Below are 19721 nucleotides of genomic sequence, written 5' to 3'. Positions count from 1 at the left end.
TCTGCGACCGTAGGCTGGAGGGATGCCAGATCTCGCCGCCCCGCTCATCGCGTGGTACCGCGACGCGGCGCGCGACCTCCCCTGGCGCCGCCCGGGGTTCGGCGCGTGGGGCACGCTGGTCAGCGAGTTCATGCTGCAGCAGACCCCGGTCACGCGAGTCATCCCGCATCTCGAAGCGTGGCTGGAGCGCTGGCCGACCCCGGCGGACCTGGCCGCCTCTCCCCCGTCCGAGGCGGTGACGCAATGGGCCAACCTCGGCTACCCGCGGCGCGCGCTGTGGCTGCATCGGGCGGCGGTCGAGATCCGCGACCGGCACGACGGAGTCGTCCCCCGCGATGTCGACGCGCTCCTCGCCCTCACCGGGATCGGCGATTACACCGCCCGCGCGGTAGCGGTCTTCGCCTACGGCGACCGCCACCCGGTCGTCGACACGAACACGAGGCGCGTCCTCGCCCGCGCGGTCGAGGGCGTGGCGCAGCCCGGTCCTCCGCACCGCCGGGATCTCGAGCGGATGGATGCCGAGCTCCCCCACGACATGATCGATGCGGCGATCGTGAACGCCGCCGCCATGGAGCTCGGCGCGATCGTCTGCACGGCCCGCTCGCCGAAGTGCGACCTCTGCCCGCTCGCCGCGCAGTGCGCCTGGCGGGCCGCAGGCTACCCCGCCTCCGAAGACCGCCGCCGTCGGCAGGCGAAGTACGAGGGAAGCGACCGCCAGGCGCGCGGAGCCGTGCTGAAGGTGCTGCGCGATGCGGCCCCCTCCTCGGTGCCGCTGTTCGCGGTGCTCCCCGACTGGCCCGACACCGCACAGCGCGACCGTGCCATCGACTCGCTCATCGCCGACGGCCTCGCCGAAGCGGTCGACGACGTCCTGCGTCTGCCCGGTCACTCGGCATCCTGAATCCGCCCCGGGGCACTCCGTGCCGGACGCGCCGCTCCGGCGACACCGTCGCGGCGCGGACTGAGCCCGTCGCCACCGCCGGACGGCGCGGTCCTCCACCGACAGCCCTCCCAGGAACGACGAAGGCCGGACACGACCCCTCGGGGCGGTGTCCGGCCGTGTGCTTCGAAGCTCAGGCGCGAGGCGCGTCTTCGACGTCGTCTTCGCTGTCGTCGTCGTCCTCTTCGTCTTCGCGCGGCTTGACGTACGGATCGGCGTCTCCGGCGTAGGCGGCCGAGGCGGCGAGACCCGCGACCGACTCGTCGCGCTCACGCGCTTCGCGCAGCAGCGCCGAGATGTGGTCGGCGTTCTCGGGAATTCCATCGAGGATGAACTCCAGTGACGGGGTGAGCCGCGTGTTGAGGTTCTTGCCGACCTCGCTGCGGAGCATGCCGGTCGCCGACTTCAGCGCGGCGGCGGTGTCGGCGCGATGCGCCTCGTCGCCCATGACGGTGTAGAACACCGACGCGTGCTGGAGATCACCCGTGACCCGCACGTCGGTGATGGTGACGAATCCAAGCCGCGGGTCGCGCAGCCCCTTCTCGAGACGCTCGGCGAGCACCACGCGGATCCGGTCCGCCACTCGCGCCTGTCGTTCCCCTGCCACGTCAATTCCTATCTCTCACTAAGCCAGACGTCACACGCCAGATGCCGAAGCATAGGCGAAGGACGGAGGTTTCGTGGGTCTGCGGGAGCATCGGGGTAGGGCCCCGCTCTGCTCCCGCAGACCCACGAAACCGGAGGCCGTAGCCGGTGGCTACGACCTCCGGTGTGTGATCAGCCTCGCGGCTTCTCGACCATTTCGGTGGTCTCGATCTCGTCACCGATCTGGATGTCGTTGAACTTGCCCAGACCGATACCGGCCTCGAAGTCCGTACGCACCTCGGTGACGTCGTCCTTGAAGCGACGCAGCGACTCGATCGCCAGGCCGTCCGCCAGCACGACACCATCGCGGATGACGCGGGCCTTGGCGTTGCGCGTGATCGTTCCCGATCGCACGATGACACCGGCGATGTTGCCGAACTTCGAGGAGCGGAACACCTCGCGGATCTCGGCGACACCCGACTGCACCTCTTCGAACTCCGGCTTGAGCAGGCCCTTGAGCGACTGCTCGACGTCGTCGATCGCGTTGTAGATGACCGAGTAGAACCGCACGTCGACACCCTCGCGGGCGGCACGCTCGCGGGCCTTCGTGTCGGGACGGACGTTGAAGCCGATCACGATCGCGTTGTCGATCGTGGCCAGGTTGATGTCCGACTCGGTGATCGCACCCACACCGCGGTGGATGATGCGCAGCTGGACGCTGTCGTCGACCTCGATCTTGAGCAGCGATTCCTCGAGCGCCTCGACGGCACCCGACACGTCACCCTTGATGATGAGGTTGAGCGACTCGACCTTGCCCTCTTCGAGAGCACGGGTGAAGTCCTCGAGCGAGATGCGCTTGCGGGCCTTGGCCAGCTGGGCGTTGCGCTCGGCGGCTTCACGCTTCTCGGCGATCTGACGCGCGGTGCGGTCTTCCTCGGTGACGATGAACACGTCGCCGGCGCGGGGCACGGAGTTCAGACCCTGCACCGAGACGGGACGCGACGGGTAGGCCTCTTCGACCGCTTCGCCGTTCTCGTCCATCATCGCGCGGACACGGCCGTAAGCCGTTCCCGCGACGATCGCGTCGCCGACGCGGAGGGTTCCGGACTGGATGAGCACCGTGGCGACCGAACCGCGACCCTTGTCGAGCTTCGCTTCGATGGCGACACCGCGGGCCGCCTTGTTCGGGTTGGCCGTCAGGTCGAGACCGGCGTCGGCGGTGAGCAGGACCGCATCCAGGAGGGCCTGGATGTTGAGGTTCTGCCGAGCCGAGACGTCGACGAACATGACGTCTCCGCCGTACTCCTCGGCGACCAGGCCGTACTCGGTGAGCTGCTGGCGGACCTTGGCCGGGTTGGCGTCGGGCTTGTCGACCTTGTTGACCGCGACCACGATCGGCACGTTCGCCGCCTGGGCGTGGTTCAACGCCTCGACCGTCTGGGGCATGATGCCGTCGTCGGCCGCGACCACGAGGATCGCGATGTCGGTCACCTGCGCTCCTCGAGCACGCATGGCGGTGAACGCCTCGTGACCCGGGGTGTCGATGAAGGTGATCGCGCGCTCGATGCCCTCGTGCTCGGTCCAGATCTGGTACGCACCGATGTGCTGCGTGATGCCACCGGCCTCGCCCGCGACCACGTTGGTCTGGCGGATGGCGTCGAGGAGCCTCGTCTTACCGTGGTCGACGTGACCCATGACGGTGACCACGGGAGGACGGATCTCGAGATCGTCCTCGCTCTCGGCCTCAAGCTCGGCATCGAGGTCGAGACCGAAGCCCTCGAGGAGCTCCTTGTCTTCGTCCTCGGGCGAGACCATCTGGATCTTGTAGCCGAGCTCGGCACCGAGCACCTCGAAGGTGGCCTCGTCGAGCGACTCGGTCGCGGTGGCCATCTCGCCCAGGTTGAACAGGATGGTCACGAGCGTGCCGGGCTGGACGGTGTAGCCGCGCAGGGCCTCGAGCTTGTCCGCGAAGTCGGCGATGGATGCGCCGCGGCGCAGGCGGATGATCTCGCCGTTGCCCTTCGAGACGTTGACGCCGCCGACGACCGGCGCCGACCGCATCTCGAATTCCTGCCGCTTCGCCCGACGCGACTTACGCTGCTTGGACTTGCCGCCACCCTTACCGAAGGCACCCGCGGTACCACCGCCGGGACCGCGGCCACGGCCGCCGCCACCACCGGGACGACCGGCGAAACCACCGGCCGGAGCACCGCCACCGGGGCGCTGGAAACCGCCACCGGCGCCGCCGGGACGACCGGGACCGCCGGGACGCTGCTGGAACGGAGCACCGGGACGACCGCCGCCACCGGGACGACCGGCACCGCCGGGGCGCGGGGCTCCGGGACGCGGGGCGCCGGGACGCGGAGCCTGGGGACGCGGGATGTTGCCGGGGGTCGGGCGCTGGCCCATGCCCTGCGCCGAAGCGAAGGGGTTGTTCCCCGGACGGGGGCCCGCGGGACGCTGGCCCATGCCCTGCGAGGAGGCGAAGGGGTTGTTGCCCGGACGCGCTCCACCCGGACGCGGGGGCGCGCTCGGGCCGGGCTTGGGGGCACCGGCGCCGGGGGCGGCGGCACCGGGGGTCGGCGCACCGGACGTCGACGCCGAAGCGGCGGGCTTGGCTGCCGGGGCCTCGGCCGCTGCGGGAGCGGCCTTCTCGGGGGCAGCGGTCTCGGGGACCGGGCTCGCCGCGGGAGCGGCGGGGGCCGCGGGCTTGGCGGGGCCGGGGGTCGGGCCCGAGGGACGGGCACCGGGGGTCGCCGCAGGACGCGCGGGGCCCGGACGGGCGCCGGGGCGCGCCGCGGGCGCGGCGGGCGATCCACCGGCGGCCGGCGCCGAAGAGCCCTCGGCCGCGAGGGCGGCGCGGAGCTTACGGGCCACCGGGGGCTCGATGGTGGAAGAGGGGCTCTTGACGAATTCGCCGAGCTCCTTCAGCTTCGCAAGCGCGACCTTGCTGTCGACGCCGAGCTCGGAAGCGATCTCGTGCACGCGTGGTTTTGCCACAATTCTCCTGTCTGAGGGCCTACCCCGGACAGGGCAGACCGCTAGTTGCGGACGGGTCTCATTTCGAGCCGTTCACTTCGTGTCCATAGCCGTTCAGCCTTTTCGCTGGAGGTGTGATTCGAAGGTCTGCGTGTCAAGCGGGCCTGACACACGCAATGCTCGTACGAAGGCGCGACGCGTAAGAGCTTTTCTCACGCATGCGTCCGTCTCGTGCACCCACGCTCCCCGACCCGGAAGGACCGCTCTTTCGTCTGCGACGAGGACCGATCCGTCGGTGACCACTCGCAGAAGCGAGGATCGGGGGGCGCGTGCGCGGCATCCGACGCACGTTCGTACGGGTTCCACTCTACACCTCGTGATCGTGGGGACGATCGGACCCTCAGTTGTCTTCGAGGATGCTGTCGGGCTGGATGTCGATCTTGGCGCCGGTGAGCTTCGCGGCCAGGCGGGCGTTCTGGCCCTCCTTGCCGATCGCCAGCGACAGCTGGTAGTCCGGCACGAGGGCGCGCACGGCCTTGGTCGTGGCATCCAGGACGAAGGACGAGGTGACCTTGGCCGGCGACAGCGCGTTCGCGACGAAGCGCGGAAGCTCGGCGTCGTAGTCGATAATGTCGATCTTCTCGCCCGAGAGCTCCTCGGTCACGGCGCGCACGCGACGGCCGAGTTCGCCGATGCAGGCACCCTTGGCGTTGACCGTCGGGTCGGTCGCCTGCACGGCAATCTTCGAACGGTGGCCGGCTTCGCGAGCGAGCGAGACGATCTCGACCAGGCCCGCGGCGATCTCGGGGACCTCGAGGGCGAAGAGCTTTCGGACCAGGCCCGGGTGCGTGCGCGAGACGGTGATCTGCGGACCCTTGTTGCCCTTGGAGACGCTCGTGACGTAGACGCGCAGTCGCGAGCCGTGCGCGTAGGTCTCGCCGGGCACCTGCTCTTCGGGCGGGAGGATGGCCTCGACGGTGCCGAGGTCGACGTGCACCATGCGCGGGTTGGGACCCTGCTGGACGACACCGGCGACGATGTCGCCCTCTTTGCCCTTGAACTCCCCCAGCACGGCGTCGTCGGCGATGTCGCGCAGACGCTGGCTGATGACCTGCTTGGCGGCGAAGGCCGCGATGCGACCGAAGTCGTCGGGAGCCTGCTCCTCTTCGCCGATGACGGCCCCCTCGTCGTCGGTCACGGGCGTGAAGATGCCCACGTGACCGGTCTTGCGATCGAGGGAGGCACGAGCGCCCGTCGGGATCTCGCCGCTGGGCGAGATGTGCTTGGCGTAGGCGGTCAGGATCGCCTGCTCGATGATGCGCGCGAGTTCATCGAAGGGGATCTCCTTCTCGCGTTCGATCGTCTTCAGAAGTGCGAGATCGATGTCCACAAGGGCCCTCCGTTATTCAGCTCTCGTCGACGCGACCGGCGCCGACAACCCCCCTACGATACCCGGGATGCCGCGAGCATTGCGACCGTCGCAGGGTCACGGCCGTCGTCGCACAGCCGTTTCCCGGCCGGGCGGACGTTCGAGCACGTGCAGAACTCTGGAACACGGCGACCGGACCACGCGAAGATGCTGCCTGCCGGCACGCCGACCGACCAGGGCGAAGCGTGCCGCTGGGTAGGCTCGACGGGACCCGACCGCTGCGGCGGGTCCGGGCCGAGGAGGGCATGTGGCACGACCGACTCTCAGCGATGTCGCGGCTCGAGCCGGGGTTTCGGTGACGACCGTCTCGCGGGTCCTCAACGATCGCGGCTACCTCAGCGACCGAGTGCGTGGCGATGTGCGCCGCGCGATCGAGGAGCTCGGCTACCGGCCCAATGAAGTCGCCCGCTCGCTGCTCGGCCGGGGCACGCACGTCGTCGGACTGATCGTGCCCACGGTGGCCGATCCGTTCTTCGGTGAGTTCGCCGCCGCCGTCGAAGCTGGGCTCGCCGATCGTGGTTACCGCACCCTGCTGTGCGACAGCCTGCGTAGCGTCGACCGCGAGACGGCGTCGCTGGAATTACTCCTCGCCCACCAAGTGGCCGGCGTGATCACCTCCACCCACAACGACGGCGTGGATCTGTATCGCACGGCGGGGCTGCCGATTGTGGCTCTGGACCGGAGCCTCGGACAGGGGATCCCCGACGTCCGCAGCGACAACGTGGCCGGCGCCGCCCTGGCCACGGAGACGCTCGTGGATGCCGGCTACCGCCGCATCCTCTTCGTGAGCCCGCGTGACGACGTCCGCTCCGCTCGACGGTCGGGCCATCGCGAGGTCATGGCCGCACGGGGACTCCCCGAGTCGGTGCTGGCCTACGGGTTCAGCTCGAGCCTGGACGAACGGCGCGCCCTCATCGAGGAGACCCTCGACGGGGGCGAGTACGACGCGGCGTTCTGCACCGACGACGTCAGCGCCCTGATGGCGGTGGAATGGGCGCGGTCCCGCGCAATCCCCGTCCCGGCGGAATTCGGGGTCATCGGGTACGACGGCTCCGCGACCGTGCGACACCTCGCCCCGACCTTGACCACCGTGCTCCAGCCGATCGAGCAGTTGGCAGCCGAGTGCGTGCGACTCCTGCTTCGGCGCATCGACGAGCCCGCGGCCGATCTCCCGGCGGAGACGGTGCTTCCGGTGTCGCTGCGCCGCGGATCGACGGTGCGCGGGCACGACGCCCCTGCGGACCGACCGGCCCGGTGAATCTGCCGCGCGGGTGAGGCGGCGACTCCCGCCGTCCGATCCCGCGAGCGCCCGCGGGGGTTCGCCGTCCCCGCGGGCTCGCACTCCTCGGCTCAGGCCGTGGGGGCCTCCACCGCGCCGCGGAGCACCTGGAACACGGGGGTGCCGGCCTCGACGTCGGCCGAGGTGATGACCGCGTCGACCTCGAAGTCGTCGGAGTTGGTGACGACGATCGGAGTCGTGACGTCGTACCCGGCCGCGCGGACGGCGGACCAATCGACGCGGGCGAGCGGGGTGCCGACCTCGACGCGCTCCCCTGCGGCGACGAGGGCAGTGAAGTGGGCGCCCTTCAGGTTGACGGTGTCGATGCCGATGTGGACGAGGACCTCGACGCCGTCGTCGGTCGTGATGCCGTAGGCGTGACCCGTCGGGAAGACCGCGGTGAGCACTCCGGCCACCGGGGCGGTGACATCACCGTCGCTGGGCACCACCGCGGCGCCGCCGCCGAGCACGCCGCCGGAGAACATCGGGTCGGGGACCTCGGAGAGCGGGATCAGGCGGCCGCGGACGGGCGAGACGATGTCCAGACGGACAGCGTCGGCATCGGATGCCGCGGCGGCGGCCACGGTGTCGGTGGCGACCTCCGCGACGTCGGACGTCGAGGTGTCGGCATCCGTCGGCTCATCCAGCGGGGCGACGCCCTCCGTCGGGTCCAGCGGCTTACCGCGGGCGATGCGCCAGCGACCGTAGACGAGGGTGGCGACGAAGGCCAGAACGAAGCTGATGAGCGCGCACAGCGCGAACTGCGGGATCGAGGACGGCTGGATGGACACGAATCCGATGACGCCGGCCGCACCGAGGGAGATGGCCTTCACGCCGAGGGCGCTGATGAAACCGCCGGCGACGGCTGCGGCTCCCATTCCGATGAAGAAGGGGAACTGCAGGCGCAGGTTCACGCCGAAGATCGCCGGCTCCGTGATGCCGAGCAGGGCGGAGGTGCTCGACGCGCCCGCCATCGCGCGCAGCTTGGACCCGCGCCGGACCAGGAAGAACACCGCGAGGCACGCCGCTCCCTGCGCGATGTTCGCCATCGCCGCGATCGCGAAGATGAACGACCCGCCCTGGGCGATCAGGCTCAGTTCGACCGCGGGGAAGCTCTGGTGAAGGCCCGTGACGACGATGGGCGAGTAGACGAGGCCGAAGAGCGCACCGCCGAGGAAGCCGAAGCTCTCGTACACCCACGACAGCCCGAACGTGATGGCATCGCTCACCCACCGCATGGCCGGGCCGACCGCGACGAAGGTCGCGACCCCGACCACGAGGAGCGAGATCATGGGGGTGAAGAGGAAGTCGAAGGTTCCCTTCAGCACGCGTCGGAGCAGCTTCTCGCACACCGACAGCAGGTACACCACGGCGAGGACCGGGATGACGGTGCCCTGGTAGCCGGCCTGGGCGACGTCCATGCCGAGGATGTTCCAGTAGGTCATCGTTCCGGCGGCCATGGCCTCCGACACGGCGTAACCGTTGACCAGCGAGGGCATGACCATCGCGGCACCGAGCGCGGCGGACAGGTAGGGGTTGGCCCCGAAACGCTGACCGGCCGAGAAGGCGACGAGCACCGGGAGGAAGGCGAACGCCGCGGAGGCGAGCAGGTTGATGAGGGCGGCGGGGTCGGCCAGCCACGGGAGGGTCGTCGTGACCGCCTCGGGTCCGAACAGGCCCGGCGCGGTGAGCACGTTGTTGAGCGCCATCAGCAGACCGCCGGCGATCAAGGCGGGAAGCACGGGCACGAAGATGTCGGAGAGCATCTTGATGAAGCGCACCACGACGTTGCCGCTCTGGCCGGCGACCTGCTTGACCTCGTCTTTGGTGGCGGCGCGCACCCCCGAGAGCGCCACCAGTTCGTCGTAGACCTTGTCGACGTCACCGGGTCCGATGATGATCTGGAACTGCCCTCCCGCCTCGAACGTCCCCTTCACATTCGGGTCGGCGTCGAGCGCGGACTGGTCGATGCGCGTCTTGTCGACGGTGACGATGCGCAACCGCGTCGCGCAGTGCGCGGCTGCCTGGATGTTCTCGGACCCGCCGAGAGCGGTGAGAACGGAGCGGGCGACAACATCGTGCTGCATCGGGAGTCCTGGAAGTCGGAGACAGGGTGAGAGGCCGAGTGACAATGCTGTCAAACGTTTGACACAGTATGCCGCGCGAATGCACCACAGCAAAAACCGCTTTCCCACCCGAGCAGACGTCGGCGGATGACGGGGGTCAGGGGCTGTAGAGCGACGACTCTCCCGAGAGGACCGCCACCTCACCGCCGCGCGCGCTCAACGACACCGAGACGGGTCCCTCGGCGAAGAACGTCCGGGCGGTGAAGGCCGTCGTGCCGTCGACGATGATCTCGACGATCGAGCGGTCCACGAGCAGCTCGATGACTCGCTCGAAGGCCCCGGGTGCGGGCAGCGCGACCTCGCGACGTGCACCGCCGACGCGGTAACGGGTGGCCGAGCGATCGACCGTGAGCGAGGTCGCATCCAGATCGACGGTCACCGGGGATGCCTCGGGACCGATGAGGATCCGCGCCGATGCACCGGTGTCGACGCGCAGACGCAGGCTCGTCCAGCTCGCGGATGCGTCGCCCGGAGCGAGAAGACCCACGCTCTCGCCGTCGCTCAGCGTCGCCGCGGGCACCGCGGTCGTCGCACCGAAGTCGGCGCGGGCCGGGGCGAGACGCTGGTGCAGCACACCGCCGCGCAGGGTCAGGCTGCGGGGTGCAGAGAGCGTGTGCACCCAGCCGTGCGCCCGCGAGGGCTGATCGTCTTGGGCGGGCATGCCCGCCCAGGCCAGCAGGAGTGCGTCGTCGGCATCGCCGCGGCCCGCGAAGACCTGCGGAGCGTAGAACTCGAACCCCGCGTCGAGCAGACGGAACCCTCCCGTGTCGCGCAGACGCGAACCGTCGAGGTGACCGACCACGTACCCGCAGACGTCGGCGACACCGAACGGATTCACGTCCGCGTCCGTCGCCCCCTGCGGACACAGCACGAGCACGTCGTGCTCGACGCCGGTCTCGAGGTCGGTGAGACGGAAGATGTTCGGGCACTCCCACATGTACCCCGCGGATGCCGCATCCAGCCCCTCGACCGTCAGCTCGCCGTCGAAGTGCCAGGGGCCTTCGGCATCCGGCGCAGAGTAGAGCAACACCGCTCCGGTCTCATCGTCGCGCTGCGCGCCGAGGCACATCCGCAGACGGCCCCCCTCGGTGGCGTAGACCATCGGGTCGCGGAAGTGCGCCGTGTAGCCCGCCGGGCGGTCCGCATCTGGGAGGAAAGGACCGGCGGGGTCCTTTTCGAAAGCGACGAAGTCGTCGGTGTGGACCCGCACCTGGTGAGCCTCACGCGTGCCGTCCGGGTTCTTCACGTTTCCCGTGTACAGGAGATCCGCTCCGGCCGCCGCCGGAATCGCGGAACCCGAATAGCATCCGTCGCGGTCGTACGCGGCGTCCGGTTCGAAGGCCATGCCGTGGTGGGTCCATCGAAGGAGATCGCGGGAGGTCGCGTGGCCCCACCCGATGCCGCGTTCCGGAAAGGCCGGACCCCACTGGTAGAACGCGTGCGCCACGCCGTCGACCACGATGAGACCGTTCGGATCGTTGATCCGCCCGTACGGGGACGCCAGATGGAAGAGGGGGGCGTCGGGATCGGACAGGGTACGCGCGTGGCGCTCGATATCCATAGCGCCAGCCTATTCGGCTCGCGTGAGCGGTCATGTCGGCCTCCCCCGCCCACCTCGAACGAAGGCCGCGTCGTGACGGGTCAGTACCGCTCGAGCGGGTTGGCCGCGAGCTTTCGCACCACTCCCCCGTCGACGAGCCGCCGAGCGGCGGTGTCGGGCTTGCGCGCGGCCTGGTCGGTGACGCACGCGCCGAACTCCGCTGCGAGAGAGCTCCGGGGATGCACCGCGAGCACCTCACGGACGAACTCCGCGGGCAGCGCGTCGGGACGAGCGCCGGAGATGTCGAGCGCGGTCGCCGTCTCGAGCAGGTAGCCCTCGGCATCCATCGAACGATCCACGCTCGGCCAGTTGTGGCGCACGATGACGTCGAGGACGCGTTCGCGTCGTTCGCGGTCCCACCCCGCGCCGGCGGTCAGAGCGACGCCGACGTGGCCGCCCGCGTGCTCGTACGACAGGGTGTGGTTGTCGAACTCGGTCACCGTGCCGATGTCGTGCAGGACGGCTGCGACGTAGAGCAGCTCGTGGTCGATGCCCGCGACCCCGTCGACCAGCGCGAAAGCCTCTGCCCACAGCCACGAGCGCAGGGCGTGCGCGGTGATCGCCGGTGACTGGTACTCCCGCGCCAGGGCGAGGGCACCGCGCGCGGCGAAGCTATCGGGCACGGGGAAGTCTGCGAGCTGCACGGGGCCTCCGGGGTTTGGATCCCTCCACCCTCGCAAGATCCCGCTCCGCGCGGCAGTGCCGCCACGGTCACCCGCCGACGTCTTCCTGCCAGAGCGCTCCGGATGCCGCGGCCTCGAGGTCGCGGCATCCGGAATCGATCACTGCACCGGGGTGGCGTGCCAGATGCGATCGAGGTAGTCGCGCATCGCGCGGTCGGACGAGAAGTAGCCGCTGCGCGCGACGTTGAGGATGGCCGAGCGCACCCAGCCGTCCTGGTCGGCGTAGGCGGCGTCGACGCGGTCCTGGGCGTCGAGGTACGCCGAGAAGTCGGCGAGCGCCATGAACCGGTCTTCGTACAGCAGGTTCGACACGAGCGGTTCGAAGACCGTGCGGTCGCCGCCCGAGAACGCGCCCGAGGCGATCAGGTCGATCGCACTGCGCAGGCGTTCGTCCTTCTGGTAGAAGTCGGCGGGGCGGTAGCCCTCGGCCCATAGGGCCTCGACCTCGGGCTCGCTCATTCCGAACAGGAAGAAGTTGTCGTCGCCGACGAGCCCCCGGATCTCGACGTTCGCTCCGTCGTCGGTACCGATGGTGAGGGCACCGTTCAGGGCGAGCTTCATGTTGCCCGTTCCCGAGGCCTCCTTGCCGGCGAGAGAGATCTGCTCCGACAGGTCGGCGGCGGGGATGATGCTCTCGGCGAGGGTGACGTTGTAGTTCGCCGGGTAGAGCACCTTGAGCTTGCCCTGCACGCGCTCGTCGGCGCTGACTACCTCGCCGACGGCGTTGATGAGGTGGATGATGCGCTTGGCCATGCCGTAGCCGGGGGCGGCCTTCGCACCGAACAGGAACGTGCGTGCCTGCACGTCGGCGACGTCGAGGCGGCCCGACACGATGCCCTCGTAGGTGCTGACGATGTGCAGCACCTTCAGCGTCTGACGCTTGTACTCGTGCAGACGCTTGATCATGACGTCGAGCATGTGACCGTCGTCGAGGGCGGCCTCCCCGCGAGCTTCGAGCACGCGGCTGAGGCGACGCTTGTTCGACGCCTTCACCGCGGCGAACCGCTCGCGGAAGTCCGCGTCGTCGGCCAGGGCCTCGAGTCCCCGGAGTCGCTCGAGGTCGACCGTCCAGCCGGCGCCGAGGGCCTCGGTGATGAGCGCCGAGAGGTCGGGGTTCGCCAGGCGCAGGAAGCGACGGGGTGTGACGCCGTTGGTGACGTTCGTGAACTTGTCGGGCCACATGGCGGCGAAGTCCTTGAGCACGTTGTCGCGCAGCAGCTGCGAGTGCAGCTCGGCGACGCCGTTGACCTTCGAGCCGGCCACCGTGGCCAGGTAAGCCATGCGCACCGAGCGGTACGGGTGCTCGCCGATGATCGACATGCTGCGGATGAGCATCTCGTCGTCGCCGAAGCGCTCTCGCACCTCGAGCAGGAACTCGTCGTTGATGCGGTAGATGATCTCGAGGTGGCGGGGCAGCAGGCGACCGAGCAGATCGACCGACCAGACCTCGAGGGCTTCGGGCAGCAGGGTGTGGCACGTGTAGGCGAAGCACTTCTGAGTGATGGCCCACGCGGCATCCCACTCGAGATGCTTCTCGTCGACGAGGACGCGCATGAGCTCGGGCACCCCGATGACCGGGTGCGTGTCGTTGAGCTGGAAGATCACGCGCTCGGGCAGACGCTCCAGGTCGAAGTCCTCGGGCAGGACGTTCTCGATGAAATCGGCGATGGATGCCGCGACGAAGAAGTACTGCTGCTGCAGGCGGAGTTCCTTGCCCTGGGGCGTGGAGTCCTCGGGGTAGAGCACCTTCGAGATGTTCTCGGCGAAGGTCTGCGCGCGCACCGACTCGACGTAGTCGCCGGAGTTGAAGGTGTGCAGGTCGAACGCGTTCGTCGCCACCGCGCGCCACAGGCGCAGGGTGTTCACGCGACCGTTGTGGTAGCCCGGGACCATCATGTTGTACGGCACCGCGAGGACGTTCCACTCGGGTACCCAGCGGGTGCGCTCGACACCCTCGTCGTCGTAGGTTTCGGTGGTGCCGGCGAACGAGATGGTCTGCGCGGCCTCGGGGTGGGCGAAATCCCAGGGCGACCCCATGCGCAGCCAGGCGTCCGGCTGCTCGATCTGCTGACCATCGGCGAAGGTCTGACGGAAGATGCCGTACTCGTAGCGGATGCCGTAGCCGATGGTGGGCACGCTCATGGTGGCGAGCGAGTCGATGAAGCAGGCGGCGAGGCGCCCGAGGCCGCCGTTGCCGAGCCCGGGTTCGATCTCGACCTGGCGGAGGTCGTCGATGTCGATGCCGCACTGCGCGAGGGCCTCGGTGGCGATGTCGGTCAGACGCGCCGCGAGGAGGTTGTTGTCGAGCTGCCGGCCCAGCAGGTACTCGGCCGAGAGGTAGCAGACGGTCTTCGCCTGCTGCGTCTTCTGCTGTGCCCGATCGTCGAACCATCGCGCCATGAGGTAGTCGCGCACCGTGTAGGCGAGGGCGAGGTACTGGTCGTTCACGTCGGAGGTCGACAGGGTCACGCCCTGGTCGAAATTCAGGTTCTGGAGGAACTGTTTCGCGAAGCCGTCGACGGACGCCGCGGGGGCGACGACGGGCGCGATGGCGAGCGGGTGGGTGGGGCGCAGCTCTGGGGTGTTCTCGGGCACCTTCCGACCGTAATCAGAACCGCCCCCTCCCGCCAATGGGGCAACGGCACCGACACACGATCTTCACCCGCTCGCCGCACACGCTTATCGACCCGAGAAGCCGCGCGAGCCGAACGGATGCCGACCCCGGGCGCGCACCCGGATTGTCGCTCGCCCGGGAATCGGCGTACGGTTCCGTGGTGCCCTCCTCCGCCCGCAGCGCCGCCCGCGAGGCCGAGGCCAACCCCGCATTCCGTGTCATCGCCCGCGCCGGGTACGCGGCCAACGGCATCCTGCATCTCCTGATCGGCGGGCTGGTGATCGCGGTCGGTTTCGGAGCGCGGGAGGACAGCGATCAGACCGGCGCGTTTCGCGCCCTCGCCGCCGTACCCCTGGGTGCGGCCGCGCTGTGGGCCCTCGCGATCGGCCTCGTCACCCTGGGTGCGTGGCACCTCCTGCAGGCTTTCGCACCTCGACGCTTCACGGTGTGGCGCCGCATCGGGCGGATCGCGACCGAGGCGCCGCAGGGCCTGATCTTCGTCGCCGTCGGCCTGGTGTCGGCATCCGTCGCCCTCGGTGCGCGTCCGCACGCCGAACAGGCGGCCGAGAGTCTCAGCGAGGCCGTGCTGACGTGGCCCGTCGGCGGGTTCGTGCTCGGGGCCGTGGGCCTCGCGGTCGCCGGTGTCGGCATCGGGTTCGTCTGGATGGGACTGCGCCGGTCGTTCCACTCGAAGGTGCGCACGCCCGACGGCCCCGCCGGCTTCGCGCTCAGCGCGCTCGGAGTCATCGGCTTCGCGGCGAAGGGCGTGGCGCTCATCGTCGTGGGCGTCCTCGTGGTCGTCGCCGCCATCACCGTCGAGCCCGACACCGCGGGCGGTCTCGACGGTGCCACCTCGGCGGTCATCGCGCTTCCGGCCGGCCCCGTTCTGGCGTCGCTCGTCGGCCTCGGATTCCTCGCCTACGGAGCGTTCACGGTGTTCCGTGCCCGGTACGCCCGCCTCGACGCCTGACCCGACGACTCAGTCGAGATCGGGATTGCGACCGGTCCGCTCCCCCGTGTCGAGGGTCGCGATAGCCTCGTGGTCGTCGGCGTCGAGCACGAAGTCGAAGACGTCGCCGTTCTCACGGATGCGGTCGAGCGACACCGACTTGGGGAACACGACGAGGCCGCGATCGAGGTGCCAGCGCACGACCACCTGGGCCGGAGTCTTGCCGTAGCGCTCGGCGATGCGCGCGAGGTCGGGCTCGTCGAGCAGGCCGCCGCGCGCGAGCGGTGCCCACGACTCGGTGACGATCTCGTGCGCGGCCTGCCAGTCGACGAGCTCGACCTGCGGGAAGCGCGGGTGCAGCTCGACCTGGTTCACGGCGGGGAGGACACCCGTCTCGTCGCGCAGACGCTCGAGGTGCGGCACGGAGAAGTTGCTGACGCCGATCGAGGTGGCGCGCCCCTCCTCCTGCAGGCGCTGCAGAGCCCGCCAGGTGTCGACATAGCGATCGGCGCTGGGAATGGGCCAGTGGATGAGGTAAAGGTCGACGCGGTCGACGCCGAGCTTGGCCGTGCTGGTGTCGAAGGCGCGGAGCGTCTCGTCGAAACCCTGGTCGTCGTTCCAGACCTTGGTGGTGACGAAGACGTCGTCGCGATTCAGGCCCGAGGCGCGCAGTCCCTCGCCCACCTCGGCCTCGTTGCCGTAGAGCGCCGCGGTGTCGATGTGGCGGTAGCCCATGGCGAGGGCGCCTTCGACGAGACCGGCGGTCGCGTGGGCGGGCACCTTGTAGGTTCCGACACCCAGCTGGGGAATGGTGGAACCGTCGGACAGGGACAGACGGGGAGCCGAGATCATGGCATCCACGCTACCGATCTCGGCGTCGCGTACGGTCGGCGTGCCCTCCGAAAACCGGGGAGGCGCCGGGGAGGAGGGGGTCAGCGCGTCAGCGCGGCCACGGCGTCGTTGACCGACACCGTCTCGCGCTCGCCCATGCGGCGGTCCCAGAGCTCGACCTGGCCCTCGGCCGCGCCGCGACCGACGATGAGGATGCGCGGGATGCCGACGAGCTCGGCGTCGCCGAACTTCACGCCGGGCGACACCTTGGGGCGGTCGTCGTAGAGCACGTCGAGGCCCGCGGCCTCGAGCTGGTCGGAGACGGATGCCGCGAGCTCGAACGCCACCGCGTCGCGGCCGGTGGCCACCACGTGCACGTCGAACGGGGCGACCGACGACGGCCAGATGAGGCCCTTGGCGTCGTTGTTGAGCTCGGCGATGATCGCGAGGATGCGGGTCACCCCGATGCCGTACGAGCCCATGGTGACGGTGGCGAGCTTGCCGTTCTCATCCAGCACCTTCAGGCCCAGGGCCTCGGCGTACTTGCGACCCAGCTGGAAGACGTGGCCGATCTCCATACCGCGCGCGAGCTCCACGGGGCCGGAGCCGTCGGGGGCGGGGTCGCCCTCGCGCACGGTCGAGACCTCGACGAAGCCGTCGCCGACGAAATCGCGGCCGGCGACGAGCGAGTGCACGTGCTTCTGGTCGATGTTGGCGCCGGTGATCCACGCCGTGCCGTCGACGACGCGGGGGTCGAGGTAGTAGCGGATCTTCGTCGCCGACTCCTCACCCAGCACCGCGCCGGTGGGCGACCAGGGTCCGATGTAGCCCTTCACCAGCAGCGGGTTCTTCGCAAAGTCCGCCTCGGTGGCCGCCTCGACCTCGGCCGGAGCGAAGGCGACCTCGACGCGCTTGTCGTCGACGTCGCGGTCCCCCGGGAGGCCGACGACGACGAGCTCGCGCGTGCCGTCGAGGTGCGTGAGGGCGAGCACGACGTTCTTCAGCGTGTGCGCCGCGGTCCACTGGTTCGCCTCCGCCGTGGCGGGACCGGCGATCCCGGGAGCCGGGGCGTCGAGGTGCGCGTTCGAGTGGTCGACGAGGGTCGCGATCGTCGGGGTGTCCGGCGAGTCGAAGACGACCGGCTCGGGCTGGCCCTCGATCGGCAGCGCGTCGGGAACGACGGTGGTGAACGCCTCGACGTTGGCCGCGTAGCCCCCGGCGGAGCGCACGAAGGTGTCCTCGCCGATCGGCGTCGGGTGGAGGAACTCCTCCGACTTCGAGCCGCCCATCGCCCCCGCATCGGCCGCCACGATGACGTACTCGAGGCCCAGGCGGGTGAAGATGCGCTCGTAGGCGTCGCGCTGAGCCTGGTACGAGGCGTCGAGCCCGGCATCCGTCGCGTCGAACGAGTACGCGTCCTTCATCGTGAACTCGCGACCGCGCAGGAGACCGGCACGGGGACGAGCCTCGTCGCGGTACTTGTCCTGGATCTGGTAGATCGTCAGGGGCAGGTCCTTGTACGACGAGTACAGATCCTTCACCAGCAGGGTGAACATCTCCTCGTGCGTCGGCGCGAGCAGATAATCGGCACCCTTGCGGTCCTGCAGGCGGAACAGCGCGTCGCCGTACTCCTCCCAGCGACCGGTGACCTCGTAGGGCTCACGCGGCAGCAGCGCCGGGAAGTGCACCTCGAAGGCACCCGCGTTCGCCATCTCCTCGCGGACGATCGTCTCGATCTTGGCCTTGACCTTCAGACCGAGCGGCAGCCACGCGAAGACGCCCGGGGCGTTGCGACGGATGTAGCCGGCGCGCACGAGCAGACGGTGGCTCGTGACCTCGGCATCCGAGGGATCTTCGCGAAGCGTGCGGAGGAAATAGTTCGACAGACGGGTGACCACGAGAGTCGAGTCTAGGGCGGTGGATGCCGAAGACCCGGCCTCTGAGCAACAGTCACGCCGCTCACCGTCCCTGGAACCAGAGAGATCACGCCGTGGGGTGGTCGAGCGGGATCCCCAGGTCAGCCGAGTTCTGTCAGGACAGCCTCGACCATGGCGCGCATCTGTGCATCATCGAGCCCGCGCCCGCGCACGTTCAAAACTCCACCGCGTGCAGCGGCATCCAGCTCAGAGGCAACATTGGGAGGGTTCTCCGGATAAAGCCATCCGGAGACGCCGCCAGCAAGAGGGAACGATTGTCGTCTGTCGTCGCCGGCGGCTGCGTCCTCGTCGAGCGTGCCGCCCGGCCAGAACGTCAGATCCATGGTGAAGAGCGTGCTGACGTCTTCGCTGTGTCCCGAGAAGCCGCACCATCCCGCGGCCCCATTCGAGGTCAACACGTCCCAGGCCTGCCCATGCGGGAAGTAATCGGTCTGGATGGGGCCGATGTCATCGCGCCCCAGCGCCTCTCGGACGGCCGGGAGAACCTCACTCTCGCAGTCGGGGATCGACCATGCGTCCGAGGACAGCGCGCGTGCGATACCCGGCGTCTCAGCTGCACGCGGACCGATGTTCTGCACCGCAGCCGCGGCACCCTCCACGTCGTCGGATTCCGCGTTCACCCATGCATCGCCGTGGCGCTCGCTGTAGGAACAGACACTGCCGCCGACGCACGGGGGCACGAGTCCCACTTCCTGGCGAACGGAGTCAGGCACGGCCTCCCATGGCACGACAGTCATCGTCACCGGGACTCCCTCCCCGGCGGACACGGGAATCCATGTGCACGACACCCCTCCGAGAACCCGGGCACCCCCGAGAAGATTCGTCCCTGGCTTCATCGGAACACCGAAGAACTCCGAGACAGTTTCGTCATCCAGCACGACGGAGCACTCGCCCCCGAAGGCAAGTGCCTGCAGTACGGTCGTCGGTGACATCGTCGGCGTCGGAGCCGACGTCGGGGTAGGTATCGGGATGGGGGTCGTCGTCGTGGTGACCGTCGGCGATGGCGTCGTCGCGATCTCCGGCGCACTGAGCGTCGAGGTCACCGCCACTCCCCCGGCGATCGCGACCACCATCGCCGCGGCCACGGAGCCCGCGATCCAGGCGTTGCGGTGCGCCCCGACGGGCTTGATGTCGTGGGCGCCGCCCACGATGCGGGCGCGCAAGGCCGCGCGCTCGGAGGGCGTCAGTTCGTCGTTCATGCCCGTGCCCCTTCCAGCGCGAGCTCGTCGCGCAACTTCGCTTTGGCGCGGGCGAGCCGCGATTTCACCGTTCCGGCCGGGATGCCGAGGGCTTGAGCGATCTCGCGCTCGGCGTAGCCCTCGAGCACCGACAGCACGACCACCGCCTGCTCGCGCTCAGGGAGGCGCTTGAGCGCCGAGAGCACCCCGCTGTCGTCGGCAGCGTCGCTCGACACCTGCTCGGCGACCGGGGCGCGGTCCAGCAGGGCGCGATAGCGCCGGCTCGACCGCTCCAGGTTCCGCGCGCTGTGCGCCACCGTCGTCAGCAGCCACGGCAGCGGAGACCCATCGACCAGACGCACCGAGGCGCGCTTGCGCCACAGCTCGAAGAAGGCCACGGTCACGGCATCCTTCGCATCCTCCCGATGACTCAGCAGCCGTGACGCATGGCGGAACAGCCGCGTCTCGTGCCGATCGAACAGCGCGGCGAGCGCGAGCTCGTCGCCTTGGCGTACCCGGTCCCACAGCCCGGCATCGTCTTCATCCACACCCAGTAATGTCCGCGGGGGCGCCATCGGTTCCCTTTCCGGC

At 69.5% G+C, this 19721-nt stretch carries 15 protein-coding genes; 3 read left to right on the top strand and 12 right to left on the bottom strand.

Going from position 1 to position 19721, the window contains the following annotated elements:
* Nucleotides 1-22 precede the first annotated feature (22 nt).
* Nucleotides 23-901 carry an A/G-specific adenine glycosylase gene (locus OVA17_RS10895; RefSeq protein WP_267786575.1) on the top strand — a complete coding sequence of 293 codons (879 nt, stop codon included), beginning with the start codon at nt 23-25 and terminating at the stop codon, nt 899-901.
* A 172-nt stretch (nt 902-1073) separates the two neighbouring features.
* Here the strand turns inward: OVA17_RS10895 and rbfA are convergent, their stop codons facing one another.
* The 4 genes from rbfA to nusA all read right to left on the bottom strand — a co-directional run bounded on the left by rbfA (nt 1074) and on the right by nusA (nt 5894).
* Nucleotides 1074-1547, bottom strand: coding sequence for a 30S ribosome-binding factor RbfA (gene rbfA / locus OVA17_RS10890; protein ID WP_267786574.1), 474 nt, complete (start codon nt 1545-1547; stop codon nt 1074-1076).
* 170 nt (nt 1548-1717) lie between these two features.
* Complete coding sequence (gene infB, locus OVA17_RS10885) at nt 1718-4525, bottom strand: translation initiation factor IF-2 (protein ID WP_267786573.1); 2808 nt, start codon at nt 4523-4525, stop codon at nt 1718-1720.
* A gap of 93 nt (nt 4526-4618) precedes the next feature.
* A complete protein-coding gene (locus tag OVA17_RS10880; protein ID WP_210071930.1) occupies nt 4619-4870 on the bottom strand; it encodes a YlxR family protein in 252 nt (83 codons plus the stop codon).
* 34 nt (nt 4871-4904) lie between these two features.
* Nucleotides 4905-5894 (bottom strand): transcription termination factor NusA, encoded by a 990-nt coding sequence (gene nusA / locus OVA17_RS10875; RefSeq protein WP_267786572.1) that lies wholly within the window; start codon nt 5892-5894, stop codon nt 4905-4907.
* A gap of 286 nt (nt 5895-6180) precedes the next feature.
* Here nusA and OVA17_RS10870 point away from each other — a divergent pair, with 286 nt between their 5' ends.
* Entirely contained in the window at nt 6181-7191 is a 1011-nt protein-coding gene (locus tag OVA17_RS10870) for a LacI family DNA-binding transcriptional regulator (protein ID WP_267786571.1), read from the top strand.
* 92 nt (nt 7192-7283) lie between these two features.
* Here the strand turns inward: OVA17_RS10870 and OVA17_RS10865 are convergent, their stop codons facing one another.
* The 4 genes from OVA17_RS10865 to OVA17_RS10850 form a co-directional block, all read right to left on the bottom strand.
* Complete coding sequence (locus OVA17_RS10865) at nt 7284-9299, bottom strand: sucrose-specific PTS transporter subunit IIBC (protein WP_267786570.1); 2016 nt, start codon at nt 9297-9299, stop codon at nt 7284-7286.
* A gap of 136 nt (nt 9300-9435) precedes the next feature.
* Nucleotides 9436-10899: a glycoside hydrolase family 32 protein gene (locus tag OVA17_RS10860; protein ID WP_267786569.1), complete on the bottom strand. Its 1464-nt coding sequence runs from the start codon at nt 10897-10899 to the stop codon at nt 9436-9438.
* 80 nt (nt 10900-10979) lie between these two features.
* Complete coding sequence (locus OVA17_RS10855; RefSeq protein ID WP_267786568.1) at nt 10980-11582, bottom strand: HD domain-containing protein; 603 nt, start codon at nt 11580-11582, stop codon at nt 10980-10982.
* 138 nt (nt 11583-11720) lie between these two features.
* On the bottom strand, nt 11721-14216 hold the full coding sequence (locus OVA17_RS10850) for a glycogen/starch/alpha-glucan phosphorylase (protein ID WP_267786567.1): 2496 nt from the start codon (nt 14214-14216) through the stop codon (nt 11721-11723).
* Nucleotides 14217-14395: 179 nt separating this feature from the next.
* Between OVA17_RS10850 and OVA17_RS10845 the strand changes: the two genes are divergently transcribed.
* Nucleotides 14396-15205 carry a DUF1206 domain-containing protein gene (locus OVA17_RS10845; protein WP_267786565.1) on the top strand — a complete coding sequence of 270 codons (810 nt, stop codon included), beginning with the start codon at nt 14396-14398 and terminating at the stop codon, nt 15203-15205.
* Nucleotides 15206-15214: 9 nt separating this feature from the next.
* Here the strand turns inward: OVA17_RS10845 and OVA17_RS10840 are convergent, their stop codons facing one another.
* The 4 genes from OVA17_RS10840 to OVA17_RS10825 all read right to left on the bottom strand — a co-directional run bounded on the left by OVA17_RS10840 (nt 15215) and on the right by OVA17_RS10825 (nt 19678).
* The gene (locus OVA17_RS10840; RefSeq protein ID WP_267786564.1) at nt 15215-16036 is read right to left on the bottom strand and encodes an aldo/keto reductase; all 822 of its coding nucleotides are present in this window, start codon (nt 16034-16036) and stop codon (nt 15215-15217) included.
* A gap of 80 nt (nt 16037-16116) precedes the next feature.
* Nucleotides 16117-17913, bottom strand: coding sequence for a proline--tRNA ligase (locus OVA17_RS10835; protein WP_267786563.1), 1797 nt, complete (start codon nt 17911-17913; stop codon nt 16117-16119).
* Nucleotides 17914-18032: 119 nt separating this feature from the next.
* Nucleotides 18033-19151 carry a hypothetical protein gene (locus tag OVA17_RS10830; protein ID WP_267786562.1) on the bottom strand — a complete coding sequence of 373 codons (1119 nt, stop codon included), beginning with the start codon at nt 19149-19151 and terminating at the stop codon, nt 18033-18035.
* Nucleotides 19148-19678: an RNA polymerase sigma factor gene (locus OVA17_RS10825; protein WP_267786561.1), complete on the bottom strand. Its 531-nt coding sequence runs from the start codon at nt 19676-19678 to the stop codon at nt 19148-19150. Before OVA17_RS10825 ends, OVA17_RS10830 begins: the two co-directional genes overlap by 4 nt.
* Between the last annotated feature and the right edge of the window lie 43 nt (nt 19679-19721).

The organism is Microbacterium sp. SL75, from assembly GCF_026625865.1.
In the GTDB taxonomy this organism is placed as follows: domain Bacteria; phylum Actinomycetota; class Actinomycetes; order Actinomycetales; family Microbacteriaceae; genus Microbacterium.
This window is presented reverse-complemented; position numbering and strand designations above follow the sequence as displayed.